The 16,704-nt window shown below is 71.4% G+C and carries 21 protein-coding genes; 19 read left to right on the top strand and 2 right to left on the bottom strand.

The features are described 5' to 3' along the window. The first annotated feature begins 19 nt into the window (after positions 1–19). From FHX46_RS21915 to FHX46_RS21850, 14 genes are all read left to right on the top strand, one after another. A complete protein-coding gene (locus FHX46_RS21915) occupies positions 20–790 on the top strand; it encodes a CPBP family intramembrane glutamic endopeptidase (protein WP_167118257.1) in 771 nt (256 codons plus the stop codon). A 175-nt stretch (positions 791–965) separates the two neighbouring features. After that, positions 966–1,391 carry a 30S ribosomal protein S16 gene (gene rpsP, locus FHX46_RS21910; RefSeq protein WP_167118245.1) on the top strand — a complete coding sequence of 142 codons (426 nt, stop codon included), beginning with the start codon at positions 966–968 and terminating at the stop codon, positions 1,389–1,391. Beyond that, positions 1,388–1,627 carry an RNA-binding protein gene (locus FHX46_RS21905; protein ID WP_017987579.1) on the top strand — a complete coding sequence of 80 codons (240 nt, stop codon included), beginning with the start codon at positions 1,388–1,390 and terminating at the stop codon, positions 1,625–1,627. Before rpsP ends, FHX46_RS21905 begins: the two co-directional genes overlap by 4 nt. 7 nt (positions 1,628–1,634) lie before the next feature. Next, complete coding sequence (rimM, locus tag FHX46_RS21900) at positions 1,635–2,153, top strand: ribosome maturation factor RimM (protein WP_167118242.1); 519 nt, start codon at positions 1,635–1,637, stop codon at positions 2,151–2,153. A gap of 21 nt (positions 2,154–2,174) precedes the next feature. Beyond that, positions 2,175–2,930 carry a tRNA (guanosine(37)-N1)-methyltransferase TrmD gene (gene trmD, locus FHX46_RS21895; protein WP_167118238.1) on the top strand — a complete coding sequence of 252 codons (756 nt, stop codon included), beginning with the start codon at positions 2,175–2,177 and terminating at the stop codon, positions 2,928–2,930. A 148-nt stretch (positions 2,931–3,078) separates the two neighbouring features. Continuing rightward, entirely contained in the window at positions 3,079–3,438 is a 360-nt protein-coding gene (gene rplS / locus FHX46_RS21890) for a 50S ribosomal protein L19 (RefSeq protein WP_167108638.1), read from the top strand. A gap of 31 nt (positions 3,439–3,469) precedes the next feature. Beyond that, complete coding sequence (gene lepB, locus FHX46_RS21885) at positions 3,470–4,402, top strand: signal peptidase I (protein ID WP_167118236.1); 933 nt, start codon at positions 3,470–3,472, stop codon at positions 4,400–4,402. A gap of 59 nt (positions 4,403–4,461) precedes the next feature. Beyond that, entirely contained in the window at positions 4,462–5,241 is a 780-nt protein-coding gene (locus FHX46_RS21880) for a ribonuclease HII (protein WP_313886290.1), read from the top strand. After that, the gene (locus FHX46_RS21875) at positions 5,238–5,561 is read left to right on the top strand and encodes a DUF2469 domain-containing protein (protein WP_167098488.1); all 324 of its coding nucleotides are present in this window, start codon (positions 5,238–5,240) and stop codon (positions 5,559–5,561) included. The genes FHX46_RS21880 and FHX46_RS21875 overlap by 4 nt, the downstream gene beginning before the upstream one ends. 256 nt (positions 5,562–5,817) lie before the next feature. Continuing rightward, positions 5,818–6,192, top strand: a complete 375-nt coding sequence (locus FHX46_RS21870) for a YraN family protein (protein WP_167118231.1) — start codon at positions 5,818–5,820, stop codon at positions 6,190–6,192. Continuing rightward, positions 6,192–7,703: a YifB family Mg chelatase-like AAA ATPase gene (locus tag FHX46_RS21865; RefSeq protein ID WP_167118228.1), complete on the top strand. Its 1,512-nt coding sequence runs from the start codon at positions 6,192–6,194 to the stop codon at positions 7,701–7,703. Before FHX46_RS21870 ends, FHX46_RS21865 begins: the two co-directional genes overlap by 1 nt. Then, a complete protein-coding gene (gene dprA, locus FHX46_RS21860) occupies positions 7,700–8,896 on the top strand; it encodes a DNA-processing protein DprA (protein ID WP_167118225.1) in 1,197 nt (398 codons plus the stop codon). Before FHX46_RS21865 ends, dprA begins: the two co-directional genes overlap by 4 nt. A gap of 70 nt (positions 8,897–8,966) precedes the next feature. Then, complete coding sequence (locus FHX46_RS21855; RefSeq protein WP_167118222.1) at positions 8,967–9,959, top strand: tyrosine recombinase XerC; 993 nt, start codon at positions 8,967–8,969, stop codon at positions 9,957–9,959. Positions 9,960–10,248: 289 nt separating this feature from the next. Further along, on the top strand, positions 10,249–11,061 hold the full coding sequence (locus tag FHX46_RS21850) for a FliA/WhiG family RNA polymerase sigma factor (protein ID WP_313886215.1): 813 nt from the start codon (positions 10,249–10,251) through the stop codon (positions 11,059–11,061). A gap of 21 nt (positions 11,062–11,082) precedes the next feature. Here FHX46_RS21850 and FHX46_RS21845 read toward each other — a convergent pair whose 3' ends face one another. Further along, positions 11,083–11,517 carry a murein hydrolase activator EnvC family protein gene (locus FHX46_RS21845; RefSeq protein ID WP_208401576.1) on the bottom strand — a complete coding sequence of 145 codons (435 nt, stop codon included), beginning with the start codon at positions 11,515–11,517 and terminating at the stop codon, positions 11,083–11,085. Between the two features lie 750 nt (positions 11,518–12,267). On the opposite strand from FHX46_RS21845, the gene rpsB reads away from it, so the two are divergent. From rpsB to FHX46_RS21820, 5 genes are all read left to right on the top strand, one after another. Continuing rightward, positions 12,268–13,092, top strand: coding sequence for a 30S ribosomal protein S2 (gene rpsB / locus FHX46_RS21840; protein WP_167098475.1), 825 nt, complete (start codon positions 12,268–12,270; stop codon positions 13,090–13,092). A 69-nt stretch (positions 13,093–13,161) separates the two neighbouring features. After that, on the top strand, positions 13,162–13,989 hold the full coding sequence (gene tsf / locus FHX46_RS21835) for a translation elongation factor Ts (RefSeq protein WP_167118219.1): 828 nt from the start codon (positions 13,162–13,164) through the stop codon (positions 13,987–13,989). 104 nt (positions 13,990–14,093) lie between these two features. Then, entirely contained in the window at positions 14,094–14,843 is a 750-nt protein-coding gene (gene pyrH, locus FHX46_RS21830) for a UMP kinase (protein ID WP_167118216.1), read from the top strand. Positions 14,844–14,886: 43 nt separating this feature from the next. Further along, the gene (frr, locus tag FHX46_RS21825; protein ID WP_167098467.1) at positions 14,887–15,444 is read left to right on the top strand and encodes a ribosome recycling factor; all 558 of its coding nucleotides are present in this window, start codon (positions 14,887–14,889) and stop codon (positions 15,442–15,444) included. Further along, entirely contained in the window at positions 15,444–16,325 is an 882-nt protein-coding gene (locus FHX46_RS21820) for a phosphatidate cytidylyltransferase (protein ID WP_167118213.1), read from the top strand. Before frr ends, FHX46_RS21820 begins: the two co-directional genes overlap by 1 nt. Here FHX46_RS21820 and FHX46_RS21815 read toward each other — a convergent pair. Then, a complete protein-coding gene (locus tag FHX46_RS21815; protein ID WP_208400235.1) occupies positions 16,322–16,681 on the bottom strand; it encodes a cupin domain-containing protein in 360 nt (119 codons plus the stop codon). The genes FHX46_RS21820 and FHX46_RS21815 overlap by 4 nt on opposite strands. Positions 16,682–16,704: the final 23 nt, after the last annotated feature.

The raw sequence follows: 16,704 nt of genomic DNA, 5'->3' as shown, positions 1-16,704 counted from the left end.
GATCAGAGGGAGGCAGGCCGTGACGGCACATCCGGGCGAGCTCGACCGGCCCGATCTGCCCGCCGCCGAGGCCGCGCCGGCGCACCGCTGGGGCTTCGGCGCCTTCCTGGTGGTCGAGGCCGTGCTGCTGGCCTCCGCCGCGTTCGTCAGCGTCCTGTTTGGCCCGGCCCCGCCGGGGGAGCCGCTGCCGGCGCGGGACGTGCTGATCGGGACGATGGCCCCGACGGTCCTCGCCGCGCTGGTCGCGATCCTGATCACGCGGCTGCGTGGCAACGGGCCGGCGATCGACCTGCGGCTGTCCTGGCACTGGGCGGACGTGAAGCTCGGGCTCAAGCTCGGCGCCTTCGGGCTGGTCCTGACCACGGTGAGCGCGTTCATCTGGACCCAGGCGGTCGGTGAGGCCAACGCCGGGTCGGCGATCAGCGCGCTGGTCGAGGAGCAGCCCATGTCGGTGAGCGCGGCGATCGTGATGTTCGCCTACCTGTGGCTGCTCGGGCCGATCTGCGAGGAGATCATCTACCGGGGCCTGCTGTGGGGCGCGGTCGAGCGGCTGCACTGGGGGCAGGAGAAGTGGGCGCGGCTGGCGGCGTTCCTGCTGTCCACGGCGGTCTTCGCGGCCAGCCACCTGGAACCGCTGCGCACCACGTTGCTGCTGGTGATCGCCATCCCGATCGGGCTGGCCCGGTTGTTCACCGGCCGCCTGCTCGGCAGCATCGTCGCCCACCAGATGAACAACTTCCTGCCCGCCGTGGCGATGCTGCTCACCGCACTCGGCGTGATGGCCATCTAGACGCCCGGTGCGGGGCCCGCCACCGCGTCTGGCACAATTGTCGCTTGCCTGCTGCGGCCGGGCCCTCTCACCGTGCCGTGGCGACCGAAAGCTTCGGGTACTCGTCCGGTGTCCCCACACGGATCGTGACCCGACACCCGCGAGCACGCAGAGAACCAAGGAGTACCCACACACCGTGGCCGTCAAGATCAAGCTCCAGCGCCTCGGCAAGATCCGTGCGCCGTACTACCGCATCATCGTCGCCGACGCGCGCACTCGCCGGGACGGCAAGGCCATCGAGACGATCGGCAAGTACCACCCGAAGTCGGAGCCGAGCTTCATCGAGGTCGACTCCGAGCGCGCCCAGTACTGGCTGGGTGTCGGTGCGCAGCCGACCGAGCCGGTGCAGCGCATCCTGGAGATCACCGGTGACTGGCAGAAGTTCAAGGGCCTGCCGGGCGCCGAGGGCACGCTGAAGGTCGCCGCGCCGAAGGCGACCAAGGAAGAGCTGTTCAACCAGGCCCTCGCGGCCGCCGGCGACGAGCCCTCGAACGAGGCCACCACGCCGAAGAAGAAGCCGGCCCGCAAGGCCGACGACGAGGCGGCGAAGGACGAGGCGTGAGTTTCCTCGCGGACTCCCTCGAACACCTGGTGCGCGGGATCGTGGACAACCCGGACGACGTCCGGGTCGACCTGATCACCACGCGCCGCGGCCGCACCCTCGAGGTTCACGTCCACCCGGACGACCTCGGCAAGGTGATCGGCCGTGGCGGGCGGACGGCGACCGCGCTGCGCACCGTCATGGGCGGCATCGGTGGCCGCGGCGTCCGCGTGGACGTCGTCGACACCGACCGCTGACCCCTCCGTGGACGTCGTCGTCGGGCGGGTCGCCAAGGCCCACGGTGTGCGCGGCGAACTCGCCGTGGACATCCGGACCGACTCGCCCGAGGAACGCTTCCGCGAGGGCGCTCCGGTGACCGCGCGTTTCCGCGACGGCACCACGCGCCCGCTGACCATCGCAGCCGCCCGCCCGCACAGCGGGCGGCTGCTGGTCACCTTCGAGCAGGTCGTCACGCGTGAGGCCGCAGAGGCCCTGCGTGGCGCCCTGCTCCTCGCCGACACCGCCGATCTGCCACCCACGGACGACCCGGACGAGTTCTACGACCACGAGCTCGAGGGTCTGCGTGCCGAGCTGAGCGACGGCCAGGTCGTCGGCACCGTCACCGAAGTCGTGCACGCGCCGCACGGCGAGTTGCTCGCGCTCGACCGCGAGGGGCGCACCGTTCTCGTGCCGTTCGTGCAGGCCATCGTGCCCGTGGTGGACGTCGCGGGCGGTCGCGTCGTCATCGAGCCGCCCGAGGGCCTGCTCGACGACGCCGGCTGAGCGGCTGGTTACGCTCGCGCCGTGCGGATCGACGTCGTCACCATCTTCCCCGAGTACCTGGACCCGTTGCGGGCCGCGTTGCTGGGCCGCGCCATCGAGCGGGGCCTGATCGAGGTCGGGGTGCACGACCTGCGGGACTGGACCCACGACGTGCACCGCGCGGTCGACGACGCGCCTTACGGCGGCGGCCCCGGCATGGTCATGAAGCCCCAGGTCTGGGGCGATGCGCTGGACGCGGTCTGCGGGCCGGACACCCGGCTGGTGGTGCCCACGCCGGCGGGCCGGCCGTTCACCCAGGAGACGGCGCGCGCTTACGCCCGCGAGCAGCACCTGGTGTTCGCGTGCGGCCGGTACGAGGGCATCGACCAGCGGGTCATCGAGGACGCCGCGCGCCGGATGCCGGTCGACGAGGTGTCCATCGGCGACTACGTGCTGGTCGGCGGCGAGGCCGCGGTGCTGGTGATGGTCGAGGCCACCGTCCGCCTGCTGCCCGGCGTGCTGGGGAACCCGGTCTCCGCCGAGCAGGACTCGTTCTCCGACGGCCTGCTCGAAGGCCCCAGCTACACGCGCCCGGAGGTGTGGCGCGACCTGGCCGTGCCGGAGGTGCTGCGCTCGGGCAACCACGCGCTGATCGACCGGTGGCGGCGCGACCAGGCGCTGGAGCGGACCCTGCTGCGCCGCCCCGATCTCCTCGACCGGTTGCCGGACGGTACGCTGGACCAGCGCGATCTCGCCGTGCTCGACCGTGTCCGGTCGCAGCGGCGGCAGGCCGGGTGATCCGGCCGCAGACGCGTCTGCCATACTTGACAGGTTGGCCGTACCGGTGGTGCGCGCCTGCCACAAGCCCCCGGGTCGCCTGCCCCTTGGTGAGCGTGCGCGTGCTCGGATGACTGCCAGACAGACGAAGGACGAGGACGGACTCCCGATGAACACCCTGGACGCCCTGGACGCTCAGTCGTTGCGTTCCGACATCCCGAACTTCCGCCCGGGTGACACGCTGAAGGTGCACGTTCGCGTTATCGAGGGAAACCGTGAGCGTGTCCAGGTTTTCCAGGGCGTCGTGATCCGCCGCCAGGGTGGCGGTATTCGCGAGACCTTCACCGTGCGCAAGGTGTCGTTCGGTGTGGGCGTGGAGCGCACTTTCCCGGTGCACAGCCCGAACATCTCCAAGATCGAGGTGCACAAGCGCGGTGACGTGCGGCGCGCCAAGCTCTACTACCTGCGTGAGCTGCGCGGCAAGGCCGCCAAGATCAAGGAGCGCCGCGAGGCTCCGACCGCGTCCTGAGCGCTCGGACGCTCTCCGATAGCCTGGCGAAGTGGTCGAACCTGTGCCCTCCAGCGCTGCTGAGGACGAGCCCGAACGCCCCGATCCGGACGAGCACGGCGATGCCGGTGCAAATCGGAAAAGGCGGCGCCGCAAACCCAAGAAACAGCGCTCGTTCTGGGTAGAGCTGCCGATTCTGGTGGTTGTGGCGCTGGTGCTCGCATTCGTGTTCCAGCAATTCCTGGCGCGGGTCTACACGATTCCGTCGGGATCGATGGAAACCACGCTGCACGGGTGCACCGGGTGCTACGGCGACAAGGTTCTGGTCGACAAGATCACCTACGACTTCACCGACCCGGAACCGGGTGATGTCGTGGTGTTCAAGGGCCCCGAGCCGTGGGTGGAGAACGAAACCGACAGCGAGCGGTCGTCCAACCCGGTGGTGCGCTTCTTCCAGAACATCGGATCGGTGTTCGGCCTGGCGCCGCCGGACGAGCGGGACTTCGTCAAGCGGATCATCGCGACCGGCGGCCAGACCGTGCAGTGCTGCGACGCGCAGAACCGGGTCGTGGTCAACGGCAAGGCACTGGACGAGCCGTACATCCACTGGGAGGATCCGGACCACCAGCGCCAAGAGTCGTTCGATCCGGTGACGGTGCCGCAGGGCTACGTTTGGGTGATGGGCGACAACCGCAACAACTCGTGTGACTCGCGCTGCCAGGGCGGCGGCGGGGTCCGCGGGGCCGTGCCGGTGGACAACATCATCGGCAAGGCCAGGATCATCGTGTTGCCGCCCGGCCGGTGGGGCGGGGTCAGCGACCACGACCCGCAGGCGTCCGCGCAACCGGTGGCGCTCGGGATGAGCGCGCCGGCGTGGCAGGAGGGCGTCCCGCTCGGGTTCGGGGCCGTCGCCGCATGGCCCGTGCTGTGGGGCGGCCGGCGACTGGGCGCCAAGGTGCGCGAGGCGGTCGAGCGAAAGCGGTAACCAGGTTGGGTAGGTCTTCGGCCACGCTGGTCTCGGCCTCGTTCCGTCCGCCGAGGGCGATCGTGCGGGGCGAGACCGCGTGGGGTCTGCAATCGGCGCTGGATCGGCGGGGCCTCGGCCCGGTGGCGGGGGTCGACGAGGCGGGCCGCGGGGCGTGTGCCGGTCCGCTGGTGGTGGCGTCGTGCGTGCTCCGGCCGGGGGACGCGGCCCGGCTGGCGGAGCTGAACGACTCGAAGCTGCTCACCGCGCCGGCCCGCGAGCGGGTGTACGAGCGGATCGTGGCCCGCGCCCTGGACTACTGCATCGTCGTCATCTCCCCCGAAGAGGTGGACCAGCTCGGTATCCACGTCACCAACATCGAGGGCATGCGCCGGGCTGTGGCCGGGTTGCGGGAGTGCCCCGGGTACGTGCTGACGGACGGGTTCAAGGTGCCCGGGTTGCCGGCACCGAGCGTGCCGGTGATCAAGGGGGACCGGGCGGTCGCCTGCGTGGCGGCGGCGTCGGTGCTCGCCAAGGTGACGCGGGACCGGATCATGGCCGAGACGCACGGGCGGTACCCGGTGTACGGATTCGATGTGCACAAGGGGTACACGACCCTGGACCACGGCGCGGCGCTCGTCGAACACGGGCCGTGTGAGGTACACCGGTGGTCGTACACCAATGTGGCGGCCGCGGCGGCCGCGCACGGCATGCGTCCGCCGCGGAAGGTGATGCTCACCGCCGCCGCCTTGGGGCAGTCCGATGCTCCGGTACGTGCTCTGGAGGGCGCCGTGGTTCAGAATGGGAGTTCCGCCGCCGAAGACCGGTTGAACTCGCGAGGAGGGGCGCGGATTTCATGAGCGCAGAGGATCTCGAGAAGTACGAGACCGAGATGGAGCTGTCGCTGTACCGCGAGTACCGCGACATCGTCAGCCAGTTCTCGTACGTGGTGGAGACCGAGCGGCGGTTCTACCTGGCCAATGCGGTGGACGTGCAGGTCAGGGACAGCGGGGGAGACGTCTACTTCGAGGTGCGGATGTCCGACGCGTGGGTGTGGGACATGTACCGCCCGGCCAGGTTCGTGAAGAACGTTCGCGTGATCACGTTCAAGGATGTGAACGTGGAGGAGCTGGAAAAGCCCGAGCTGCGGCTCCCCGAGGAGGGGCCCTTCTCCGGCTGAGCCGGTCCGGCGTTGCGCGGGGACGTCCTCCAGGCGGGGACGTCCCCGCTGCTGTCTGCCCCGGTGACGCGAGCTTCCGGCCCGCCGCGCGGATACCAGACGGGTCCGACAATTCCGCCGTCCCAGGCCGCGGTCCACCGCGGTTGTCCACAACACCCCACTTGTCCACAGGTCCGGCAACGGCATCTGTCGGCGAAACCCCTGGTCCTGGCACCGTCGGAGGCAGTGAACGACCACCGACCCTGGGGGACCTGCCATGACCACCGCGGCCAGACCCGCTCGCCATCTCGTACTCGGCCGCAGGGGCGAGGACATCGCCGTCCGCCACCTGCAGAAGCTCGGCTTCGTCGTGCTGTCCCGGAACTGGCGGTGCCGCCAGGGCGAGCTCGACCTCGTCGCCACCGACGGCCGCACCCTGGTCATCTGCGAGGTGAAGACCCGCGCCCAGGAGAGCTTCGGCGACCCCGCCGAGGCCGTCACGGCGGACAAGATCGCCCGTATCCGGCGCCTGACCGGGCAGTGGCTCAGCATCCACCGCGTCGGCTGGTGCCGGGTCCGGTTCGACGTCATCGCCGTCTACGCCGAGCCGGGCGGCGAGCCCCGCGTCCGGCACATCCCCGGGGCGTTCTGATGCCCATCGGACGCGCCTGGTCGGTGGCGCTCGTGGGGCTGGACGGCCGCCTGGTCGAGGTGGAGGCCGATCTGGGCGGCGGCCTGCCCGGCATCAAACTGGTCGGCCTGCCCGACGCGGGTCTGCGCGAAGCCAAGGACCGGGTCCGCTCGGCCATCCGCAACTCCGGCCAGCACTGGCCCGAGGACAAGCTCACCCTCGGCCTGTTCCCGGCGAACCTGCCCAAGCTCGGATCGGGCTACGACCTCGCGATCGCGGTGGCCGTCCTCGCGTCGGCGGGGAAGGTCCCGGCCACCCGCCTCCTCGGCACCGTGCTGCTGGGGGAGCTGGCGCTCGACGGGCGGGTCCGGGAGATCCGCGGTGTCCTGCCCGGCCTGCTCGCCGCGCGCAAGGCGGGCGTCAAGCGGGCGATCGTCCCGTCGCACTCGCTGGTCGAAGCGGCACTCGTGGACGGAGTGGAGGTCTACGGCGCGGCCCGGCTCCGCGACGTCGTGGCCTGGCTGGAGGGCGAGAACGCCCTCGCCCGGCCGGACCCACCGGCCGAGGCCGCGCCACCCGGGGTGCCGGACCTGGCCGACGTCATCGGACAACCCGAAGCCCGCTGGGCGCTGGAAGTGGCGGCCGCGGGCGGGCACCACCTGCTGCTCACCGGCCCGCCCGGTGTGGGTAAGACGATGCTGGCCAGGCGCCTGCCCGGGCTTCTGCCGATGCTCACGGCGGAGGAGTCGCTGGAGGTCACGGCCGTGCACTCGGTGTACGGGCAGTTGTCGCCGACCGCGCCGCTGATCAAGGTCCCGCCGTTCATCGCCCCGCACCACTCGGTGTCCGAAGCCGCGTTGATCGGGGGCGGCGCCGGGATCGCCGCGCCGGGCCTGGTCAGCCAGGCCCATCGCGGGGTGTTGTTCCTGGACGAAGCGGCGGAGTTCGGGGCGCAACGCCTGGACTCGCTGCGCACCGCGCTGGAGGAGGGCGAGGTGCGCATCGCCCGGGCACGCGGCTCGGTCCGCTATCCGGCCCGGTTCCAGCTGATCATGGCCACCAACCCGTGCCCGTGCGCCCCGCCCCGGGAGACCGACTGCTCGTGCTCCCCGACCGAACGCCGCCGCTACCTGAGCAGGCTGTCCGGCCCCCTGCTCGACCGCGTCGACCTGCGGGTCCGGCTGCGCCCGCTGACCGCCATGAGCCGCCACGACGGCCGCGAACCGGAGTCGACGGAGGTGGTCCGCAAACGGGTCCTGGCGGCTCGTGACCGGGCTGCCGCTCGCTGGAGCGCGCACGGGTGGAGGACCAACGCGGAGGTGCCGGGTCCGGCCCTCCACCGGGAGTTCGCCCTGCCGTCCGGGGCTACCGCTCTGCTGGACCGAAGCCTCGAACGCGGGGCGATCACCGCCCGCGGCGCGGACAGGTGCCTGCGCATCGCGTGGACGCTGGCCGACCTCGCCGAAACCGGCGAGCCGGACGCCGACCACGTGGCCGCCGCCCTGGAATTCCGGGACCGGAGGGCGGCATGAGCACCACCCGGGTTCCGCCGCCCGAACCACCCGGCCCCCTCGACTCCGCCGGCGCCGCCGACTCCGCTGCCGTGCGCCTCGCCCGTGCCTATCTCCTCCGCGTCGCCGAACCGCCGGCACCGGCTGTCGTCGAGTTCGTCGCCCAGCACGGTCCGGTCGCGGCGGCTGAAGCGATCCGCACGGGCGAGTGCCCGAGCCGGGTGCGTGACGAGACCGAAGCCCGCCGGAAGCACGACCAGGCCCAGCGCGACCTCGACGAGGGCGAACGTCTCGGGATGCGGCTGCTGACGCCGGAGGACGACGCGTGGCCGGGCTGGCCCTTGCTGTCCCTCGAACTCGCCGCCGCGCGCGGTGTGCCGGGCGTCGCCCCGCCACTCGCGTTGTGGGTGCGCGGCCGTACCCGGCTGGACGAGGCCACCGAACAGGCCGTGGCGATCGTGGGTTCCCGCGCGGCCTCCGACTACGGCGACCACGTGGCCGGGGAGCTGGCCTACTCGCTGGCGGGCCGGGGAGTGCCGATCATCTCCGGTGCGGCGTACGGCGTGGACGGCGCCGCGCACCGCGGAGCGCTGGCCGCGGGCGGCACCACGGTCGCGCTGCTGGGCTGCGGCCTCGATGCGGGCTATCCGGCCGGCCACCTCGTCCTGCTCGACAAGATCGCGGAGCTCGGCGGCCTGGTGGTCAGCGAGTACCCGCCGGGAACGCCGCCGGCCCGTCACCGCTTCCTGGTCCGCAACCGCCTGATCGCAGCGCTGAGCGAGGGCACCGTAGTCGTCGAAGCCGGCCGCCGCAGCGGGGCCCGCAACACCGCGACGACGGCCCGGGCGCTCGGGAAGGTCGTGATGGCGGTCCCGGGGTCCATCGCTTCCGCGATGTCGGTCGGGTGCCACGAGCTGATCCGTGATGCCGGCGCGGCGCTGGTGGCCTCGGTCGAGGACGTCATCGAGACCGTCGGACGGCTCGGCACGCCCCGGCCGGAGAAGGTGCGTGCGAAGCGGCCCACGGACGGTCTCGGTCCCGATGCCCTGCGTGTCCACGAGGCGCTGCACAAACGCGAGGGCAAATCCGCCGAGCAGATCGCCACGGAATCCGGGGTGCCGGTCGCCCGGGTCCGGGCACTGCTGCCCGCTCTCGAACTCGACGAGCTCGCCGAGCGCTGCGACAGCGGGTGGCGCGGCAGGACGAGGAGGTGATGCGATCGTCATCGGCCGCCGGTGTGGCGATGCTTGACCGGACGCGACCCTTCGCGCAGCGTGAACAACCATGTCCGCACGGGAATCTCGGAGCCGGAAGGTGGCTGTGCACGCCCTCCGGGACACCCTGCCGCGCTCCGCCGCGGGTCTGGTCGACGACTACGAGCGGCACCTCCGGCTCGAGCGGGGGCTGTCGCCGCACACGGTGCGTGCTTACGTCGGGGATGTGGTGTCGCTGCTCGCGTTCCTGCACGGGGAGGAGCCGCAACCGGACGTCCCGGCCCTCCACGGGCTGGACATCGGCGCACTCCGGTCCTGGCTCGCCGACCAGCGCAGCACCGGTGCAGGGCGGACCACGCTCGCCCGGCGGGCCGCCGCGGCCCGGACCTTCACCGCGTGGGCACGCCGGCAAGGCGCGCTGCATCAGGACCCGGGGGCGAAGCTGGTGGCGCCGCGGGTGCACCGGACCCTGCCGTCGGTGCTCCGGCCGGACGAGGCGGAGCGGGTCCTCACCGCCGCCGGAAGTGGTGCCGCCGAGCAGGAGCCGGTCGCCCTGCGGGACCACGCCGTCCTCGAACTCCTGTACGCGACCGGCGTCCGGGTCTCGGAGCTGTGCGGGCTCGACATCGACGACGTGGACTTCGGACGCCGGCTGATCCGCGTGCTCGGCAAGGGCGGCAAGGAGCGGATGGTGCCCTTCGGCGCGCCCGCGGACCGTGCCCTGCGCACCTGGCTCGATCACGGCCGCCCGGCGGTGTCAAGTGCGGTGGCGAAGCCGCATCCGTCCGCGCTGTTCCTCGGCGTGCGCGGGGGCCGCCTGGATCCGCGGACGGTCCGGCGGGTGGTGCACGAAGCCCTCGAGGCGGTGCCCGCGGCGGCGGACATGGGCCCGCACGGGCTGCGGCACACCGCGGCAACGCACCTGCTCGAGGGCGGTGCGGACCTTCGCAGCGTTCAGGAGCTGCTCGGTCACGCTACGCTTGCCACGACACAGCTCTACACCCACGTGACCGTCGAGCGGTTGAAGGCGATCCATGACCAAGCCCACCCCCGATCCCGATGACCTCGGAGGACGGCAGGCAGGATCGTCGGCGCCGCTCACCCCGTACGAGCCCGGAGAACGACCTGAGCCCGCTGCCGAGAACGGTTTCCGCGTGACGGCCGAGTTGCGAGCGACTACCGCCCGCCCTGCCTGCGACCAGGCGGGGCGCCCGACGCTGCCGACATCGCGCGCGGACGACAACGTCCCCGCCGAGCCGACGGAGCCTGCCGCGGATCGGGGTGCCCGCCCGGCTGGAGCGCCGGGCGACGACGCAGCGGCGGCCACGGCTGGTGCCGCGAGCACCACGGCGGTGACGGGCGATGGTGCGCAGCCGAGTGCTCCTCCCGCCCGCGGCCCGGGTGACGGCGACTCCGCGATCCAGGCGGTGTGGCGCGAGTTCCGCGCATGTCCCGAGCAGCGGCTGCGGGAACGGCTGGTGCTGCACTACGCGCCGCTGGTGAAGTACGTCGCCGGCCGGGTCGGCACAGGGTTGCCGACGCACGTCGACGTCGGTGATCTCATCCAGTCCGGCATTTTCGGCCTCATCGATGCCATCGAGAAGTTCGAGCCAGAGCGTGGCCTCCGGTTCGAGACGTACGCGATGCAGCGGATCCGCGGCGCGATCCTGGACGACCTCCGGTCCCAGGACTGGGTGCCCCGCGTGGTGCGCAGCCGTGCCCGGGAGGTGGAGCGGGCGCTGGAGCGGCTCGGTGGACGGCTGCGCCGCACCCCGACCGACAACGAAGTCGCCGAGGAACTCGGCATCACCCTCGACGAGCTCCGCGACCTCTACAGCCAGCTCCAGCTGACCAGCGTCGTGGCGCTCGAGGACCTGGTGGCGGCCGGCCGGGAGAGCGGTTCGCTGGTGGACACCCTTCCCGACGACGACGCCATCGACCCGGTGGCCGTCCTCGTCGACCGGGACAACCGGCGCCAGCTCGCCGAGGCCATCGCCCAGCTGACCGAACGCGACCGCATCGTGGTCAGCCTGTACTACTTCGAACGGCTGACGCTCGCCGAGATCGGCCGGGTCCTCGGGGTCACCGAGTCGCGCGTGAGCCAGCTGCACACCCGGGCGGTCCTCCGGCTGCGGGCGCGTCTGACCGAGCAGGCGGGCGTCTGAGCCGGGCCGTCCGGGCCGCGCCTAGCCATCCCAGGGCTTCAACCGGATCCGCGCGTTGTTCTGGACCAGGGTCAGCGGGTTCAGATACTCCTCGCCGCGGCGCACTCCCCAGTGCAGGCACGCCTCGACCGGGCAGCCCGGATGTCCCGCTTCGACGACACCGATCGGCTGCCCCTGCCACACCTGCGTCCCGACCGGAACCGTGGGCGTGACCGGCTCGTAGGTCGTGCGCAGTCCGCCGTCGTGGTCCACCGCGACCACCGGGCGCCCGGCGACCATCCCCGCGAACACCACCACACCCGGCCCGGCGGCGAGCACCTGCTGGCCAGGCGCGGCGGCGAGGTCGACCCCGCGGTGGCCCGGCCCGTAGGGATCGGCGGGCGCCTGGAACGGCCGCACCACGGCCGGTGGCGGCGACAACGGCCACCCGAAGCGCGGCTCGAGCCGATCGGCCATCACCTCGGTAGCCGGCACCCACCCGTCCACGGCCGGCGGCACCAGCGGGCGGGCGTACGCGGCCGACACCGCCCACCCGTCCGCCGCCCAGCCGTCCGCCGCTGACGCCGGCAGCAGCGGGCCGGCAGCTGCGGCGGGCGATGCCGGCCCGCCGGCCGCCTCGGCCGGGGACGCCGAGCCGTCCGCGGCGAGCTCGGTCCGCAACGACCGCCCACCCGCGCCGGCCGCGAACGTCGCCCCGGTGTCCGGCGGGGCAGCCACGGACCCTGGTGGCGGCCCCGCGGCAGCAGCCACCCCGATCAGCGCACCGGCGCTGACCAGCAGCGCTCCCAGTAGGGCCCCCAGCAATCGGCGAATCACCACGATCATCACGCCAGCCTGGCCCACGATCGGCTCCCGCAGCGGGCACCACCGAAATCTGTGGACAACTCGGCCGCCTGTGGACAACCAGGCCCCGTCCGGGCCCGGGACAGCCCGGACCACCCGACCGGGGGCGGCATCCTTGCCCCTGGTGAACCGCACGCCGCCAGGGCGTACACTGTTCGCGCGGCCTGTCACGACAGGTCGACTTCGCGTGCACGTGCAGGTTCCGTCCGCGGAACCCACGACGCCCGGCGGTCCCCGAGGAGTGATCCACGGGGTCCGGGCATCGGCACGGCACCAGGGTCGCCGGCCACCCGGCCGACGGCGACGCAAACCGGCCAGCGCGCCCACGGGCGCGCGCTACACAGAAGAGGTGCGAATCCGGCCATGGCCGTCGTCACCATGAAGCAGCTGCTCGATTCCGGCGTGCACTTCGGGCACCAGACCCGCCGCTGGAACCCGAAGATGAAGCGCTACATCCTCACCGAGCGCAACGGCATCTACATCATCGACCTGCAGCAGACGCTGAGCTACATCGACCGTGCGTACGAGTTCATCAAGGAGACCGTCGCGCACGGCGGCACGATCATGTTCGTCGGCACGAAGAAGCAGGCCCAGGAGGCGATCGCCCGCGAGGCGCAGCGCGTGGGCATGCCCTTCGTCAACCAGCGCTGGCTCGGCGGCATGCTGACCAACTTCCAGACGGTCCACAAGCGGCTGCTGCGCCTGAAGGAGCTCGAGGCGCAGGAGCAGACCGGTGGCTTCCAGGGTCTGACCAAGCGCGAGATCCTGACGCTGACCCGCGAGAAGGAGAAGCTGGAGCGCACCCTCGGCGGTATCCGCGACATGCAGAAGGTGCCGAGCGCCGTCTGGATCGTGGACACCAAGAAGGAGCACATCGCCGTCGGCGAGGCGCGCAAGCTGAACATCCCGGTCGTCGCGGTCCTGGACACCAACTGCGACCCGGACGAGGTCGACTACCCGATCCCGGGCAACGACGACGCGATCCGCTCCGCCGCGCTGCTCACCAAGGTGGTCGCGGAGGCCGCCGCCGCCGGCCTGATGGCCCGTTCCAGTCGCAACGGCTCCGCCCCGGCCGCCGAGGGCCAGGACAAGCCCGAGCCGGGCGTGTCCGACGAGCCGCTGGCCGAGTGGGAGCAGGACCTGCTCAAGGGCAGCGAGGCCCCGGCCGAGCAGACCACCGCCTCCTGAATCTTTCCGGCACGGCCGCGCCGCGCAGGCGCGGCCCCCACACTTTCCGAGAGGAACGGACACCGCACGATGGCGAACTACACCGCGGCGGACGTCAAGCGTCTCCGCGAGCTCACCGGCTCCGGCATGATGGACTGCAAGAAGGCGCTCGAGGAGAGCGGCGGCGACTTCGACAAGGCCGTTGAGTTCCTGCGCATCAAGGGTGCCAAGGACGTCGGCAAGCGCGCCGAGCGCGCCACCGCCGAGGGCCTCGTCGCCGGCGACGGCGGCGTGCTGGTCGAGATCAACTCCGAGACCGACTTCGTCGCCAAGAACGAGCAGTTCCAGGAGCTCGCCAACAAGATCGTCAAGGTCGCGCAGACGCTGCAGACCGACAACGTCGAGAAGCTGGCCGCTGCCGAGCTCGAGGGCGGCAAGTCGGTCGGCGACGCCGTGCAGGAGCTGGCCGCCAAGATCGGCGAGAAGCTCGTGCTGCGCCGCGTGGTGGCCTTCGACGGCCAGGTAGCGACGTACCTGCACCGCCGCGGTACCGACCTGCCCCCGGCGGTCGGCGTGCTGGTCGAGTACACCGGCGGTGGCGACGGCGCGGCCGAGGCGGCCCGCAACGCGGCGCTGCAGATCGCGGCCCTCAAGCCGAAGTACCTGACCCGCGAGGACGTGCCGGCCGACCTGGTCGACAACGAGCGTCGCATCGCCGAGGAGACCGCCCGCGCCGAGGGCAAGCCCGAGCAGGCGCTGCCCAAGATCATCGAGGGCAAGGTCAACGCGTTCTACAAGGACACCGTGCTGCTCGAGCAGCCGTCGGTGATCGACAACAAGAAGACCGTCAAGGCGCTGCTCGACGCGGCCGGCGTGACCGTCACCCGGTTCGCCCGGTTCGAGGTCGGCCAGCCGTAACGCGACGGCAGTGACGTGAGGTGCCCCGTCTCCGTGAACACGGGGACGGGGCACACTCGCGAAGGCAGGCACCACAGGGCGGCACCGATCGGGCGGAGGCGGACATGGGTGAGGCGAAACGAGCCGACGGCGGTTACCGGCGGGTGCTGCTGAAACTGGGTGGCGAGATGTTCGGCGGGGGAGCGCTCGGCCTCGACCCCGATGTCGTGCACTCCGTGGCGGTGCAGATCGCGGACGTCGTCCGCACCGGGGTCCAGATGGCCGTGGTGATCGGTGGTGGCAACTACTTCCGCGGCGCCGAGTTGTCCCAGCGCGGCATGGACCGCGACCGGGCCGACTACATGGCCATGCTCGGCACCGTGATGAACTCCCTGGCGCTGCAGGACTTCCTGGAGAAAGAAGGCGTGCCCACGCGCGTGCAGACCGCCATCACCATGGGCCAGGTCGCCGAGCCCTACATCCCGCGGCGCGCCGAGCGGCACCTCGAGAAGGGCCGTGTCGTGATCTTCGGCGCCGGCACCGGGATGCCCTACTTCTCCACCGACACCGCGGCTGCCCAGCGTTCGCTGGAGATCGGCTGCGACGCGGTGCTCATGGCGAAAGCCGTGGACGGCGTCTTCACCGCCGACCCGAAGAGCGACCCGAGCGCGAAGATGTTCGACGAGATCAGCCACCGCGAGGTGCTGGAGCGCGGGCTGAAGGTCGCCGACGCCACCGCTTTCAGCCTCTGCATGGACAACAACATGCCCATCATCGTGTTCAACCTTCTCACCGAGGGGAACATCGCCAGGGCGGTGCGTGGTGAGAGGATCGGCACGTTGGTGAGCAGCCCCGTGGCCGGGCCGAGCGCCTGACAGCCGCGGACCGGGAACAACAGCACAGACAACGGGAGTAGCCGTGATCGACGAGACCCTCCTCGATGCCGAGGAGAAGATGGAAAAAGCGGTGTCCTTCGCCAAGGAGGATCTGTCGTCGGTGCGGACCGGCCGGGCCAATGCGGGCATGTTCGCCCGCATCATGGTCGAGGCCTACGGCTCGATGATGCCGCTGAACCAGGTGGCCGGTGTCAACATCCCCGAGGCCCGCATGGTGATCGTCAAGCCCTACGACCAGGGGCAGCTCGGCGCGATCGAGAAGGCCATCCGCGAGTCGGACCTGGGGGTCAACCCGAGCAACGACGGCCAGATCATCCGCATCACCATCCCGCAGCTGACCGAGGAGCGCCGTCGCGAGATGGTGAAGATGGTCAAGGCCAAGGGTGAGGACGCGAAGGTCACCATCCGCGGTGTGCGCCGCAAGTCCAAGGAGGAGCTCGACCGCATCGCCAAGGACGGCGAGGCCGGTGAGGACGAGGTCGCGCGCGCGGAGAAGGAACTGCAGCACCTGACCGACAACTACGTGGCGAAGGTCGAGGAGCTCGTCAAACACAAGGAAGCCGAGCTGCTCGAGGTCTGATGCCCCAGGTGAGCGAAGAACGCGAGAAGGCCCCCGTGGCTTCTCCGGAGCCGGCTGAACCGGCCAAGAAAACGTCCCGGGCCGGCCGGAACCTGCCCGCGGCGATCGGCGTCGGGCTGCTGCTGGGCGCGGCGATCCTCGTGTCGCTGCTCACCGTGCGGTACCTGTTCATCGGGATCATCGCGGCGGCGATCGCCGTCGGCACCTACGAGTTCGCGCAGGCGCTCGGCCGGGCCGCGAAGATCCGCCTCGCGCTGGTCCCGTTGCTGGTGGGTGGCCAGGCGATGATCTGGCTCGCCTGGCCGTTCGGCTACCGGGGGGCGCTGATCGCGTTCGCGGTCACCGTCCTGGCGTGCCTGCTGTGGCGGCTGCCCGGCGGTGCGGAGGGCTACCTGCGGGACATCAGCGCGTCCGTGTTCACCGCCGCGTACCTGCCGTTGTTCGGTGCGTTCGCGGCGATGCTCATCCCGCCCGCCGACGGGGTGGGCCGGGTGCTGGCGTTCCTGATCGGGGTCGTCGCGTCGGACACCGGCGGGTACATCGCCGGTGTCCTCAAGGGCAAGCACCCGATGGCTCCGTCGATCAGCCCGAAGAAAACGTGGGAGGGGTTCACCGGATCGCTGGTCGCGGGTGTCGTCGCGGGCTCGCTGACCCTGACGCTGCTGCTGGACGGGCACGTGTGGCAGGGCGTGGTGTTCGGTGTCGCGATCGTGCTCACCGCCACCTTGGGCGACCTGGTGGAGTCGCTGATGAAGCGGGACCTGGGGATCAAGGACATGGGCACGTTGCTGCCCGGGCACGGTGGCCTGATGGACCGGCTGGACTCGCTCCTGCCGTCGGCCGTGGTGTCGTTCCTGCTGCTGTCGGCGTTCCTGCCCTAGCCCGGTTGGGGGCCGGGGAAGACGAGTTCGGCGTCGGCGCCGTCGGGCAGCAGGAAGTACCCGAGGAACGTGACGCCGTCCTCCTGCGCGTCGAACCGGGCGATCCGCACGCCTTCCGGCTCGTAGAACACGTCGCCCGGCCGGAGCACGGTCTCCGGTCCGCCCTCGATCTGGTAGATCGCCGAGCCCGTCTCGATGCTGCCGAACACCGGGCCGTTGTGGATGTGCAGCCCAGCCGCGTAGCCGGGTGCGATGGTGATCCGCCGGATCTCCACCCGACGCACCGGCAACGGTTCCGGCAGCAGCTGGTCCAGCACCACCACCCGGTGCAGCGGGGAGGACCCGGAGTTCCGCATCTCCCGATTGTACCTACTGGTAG

Source organism: Amycolatopsis viridis, from assembly GCF_011758765.1.
Classification (GTDB): domain Bacteria; phylum Actinomycetota; class Actinomycetes; order Mycobacteriales; family Pseudonocardiaceae; genus Amycolatopsis_E; species Amycolatopsis_E viridis.
This window is presented reverse-complemented; position numbering and strand designations above follow the sequence as displayed.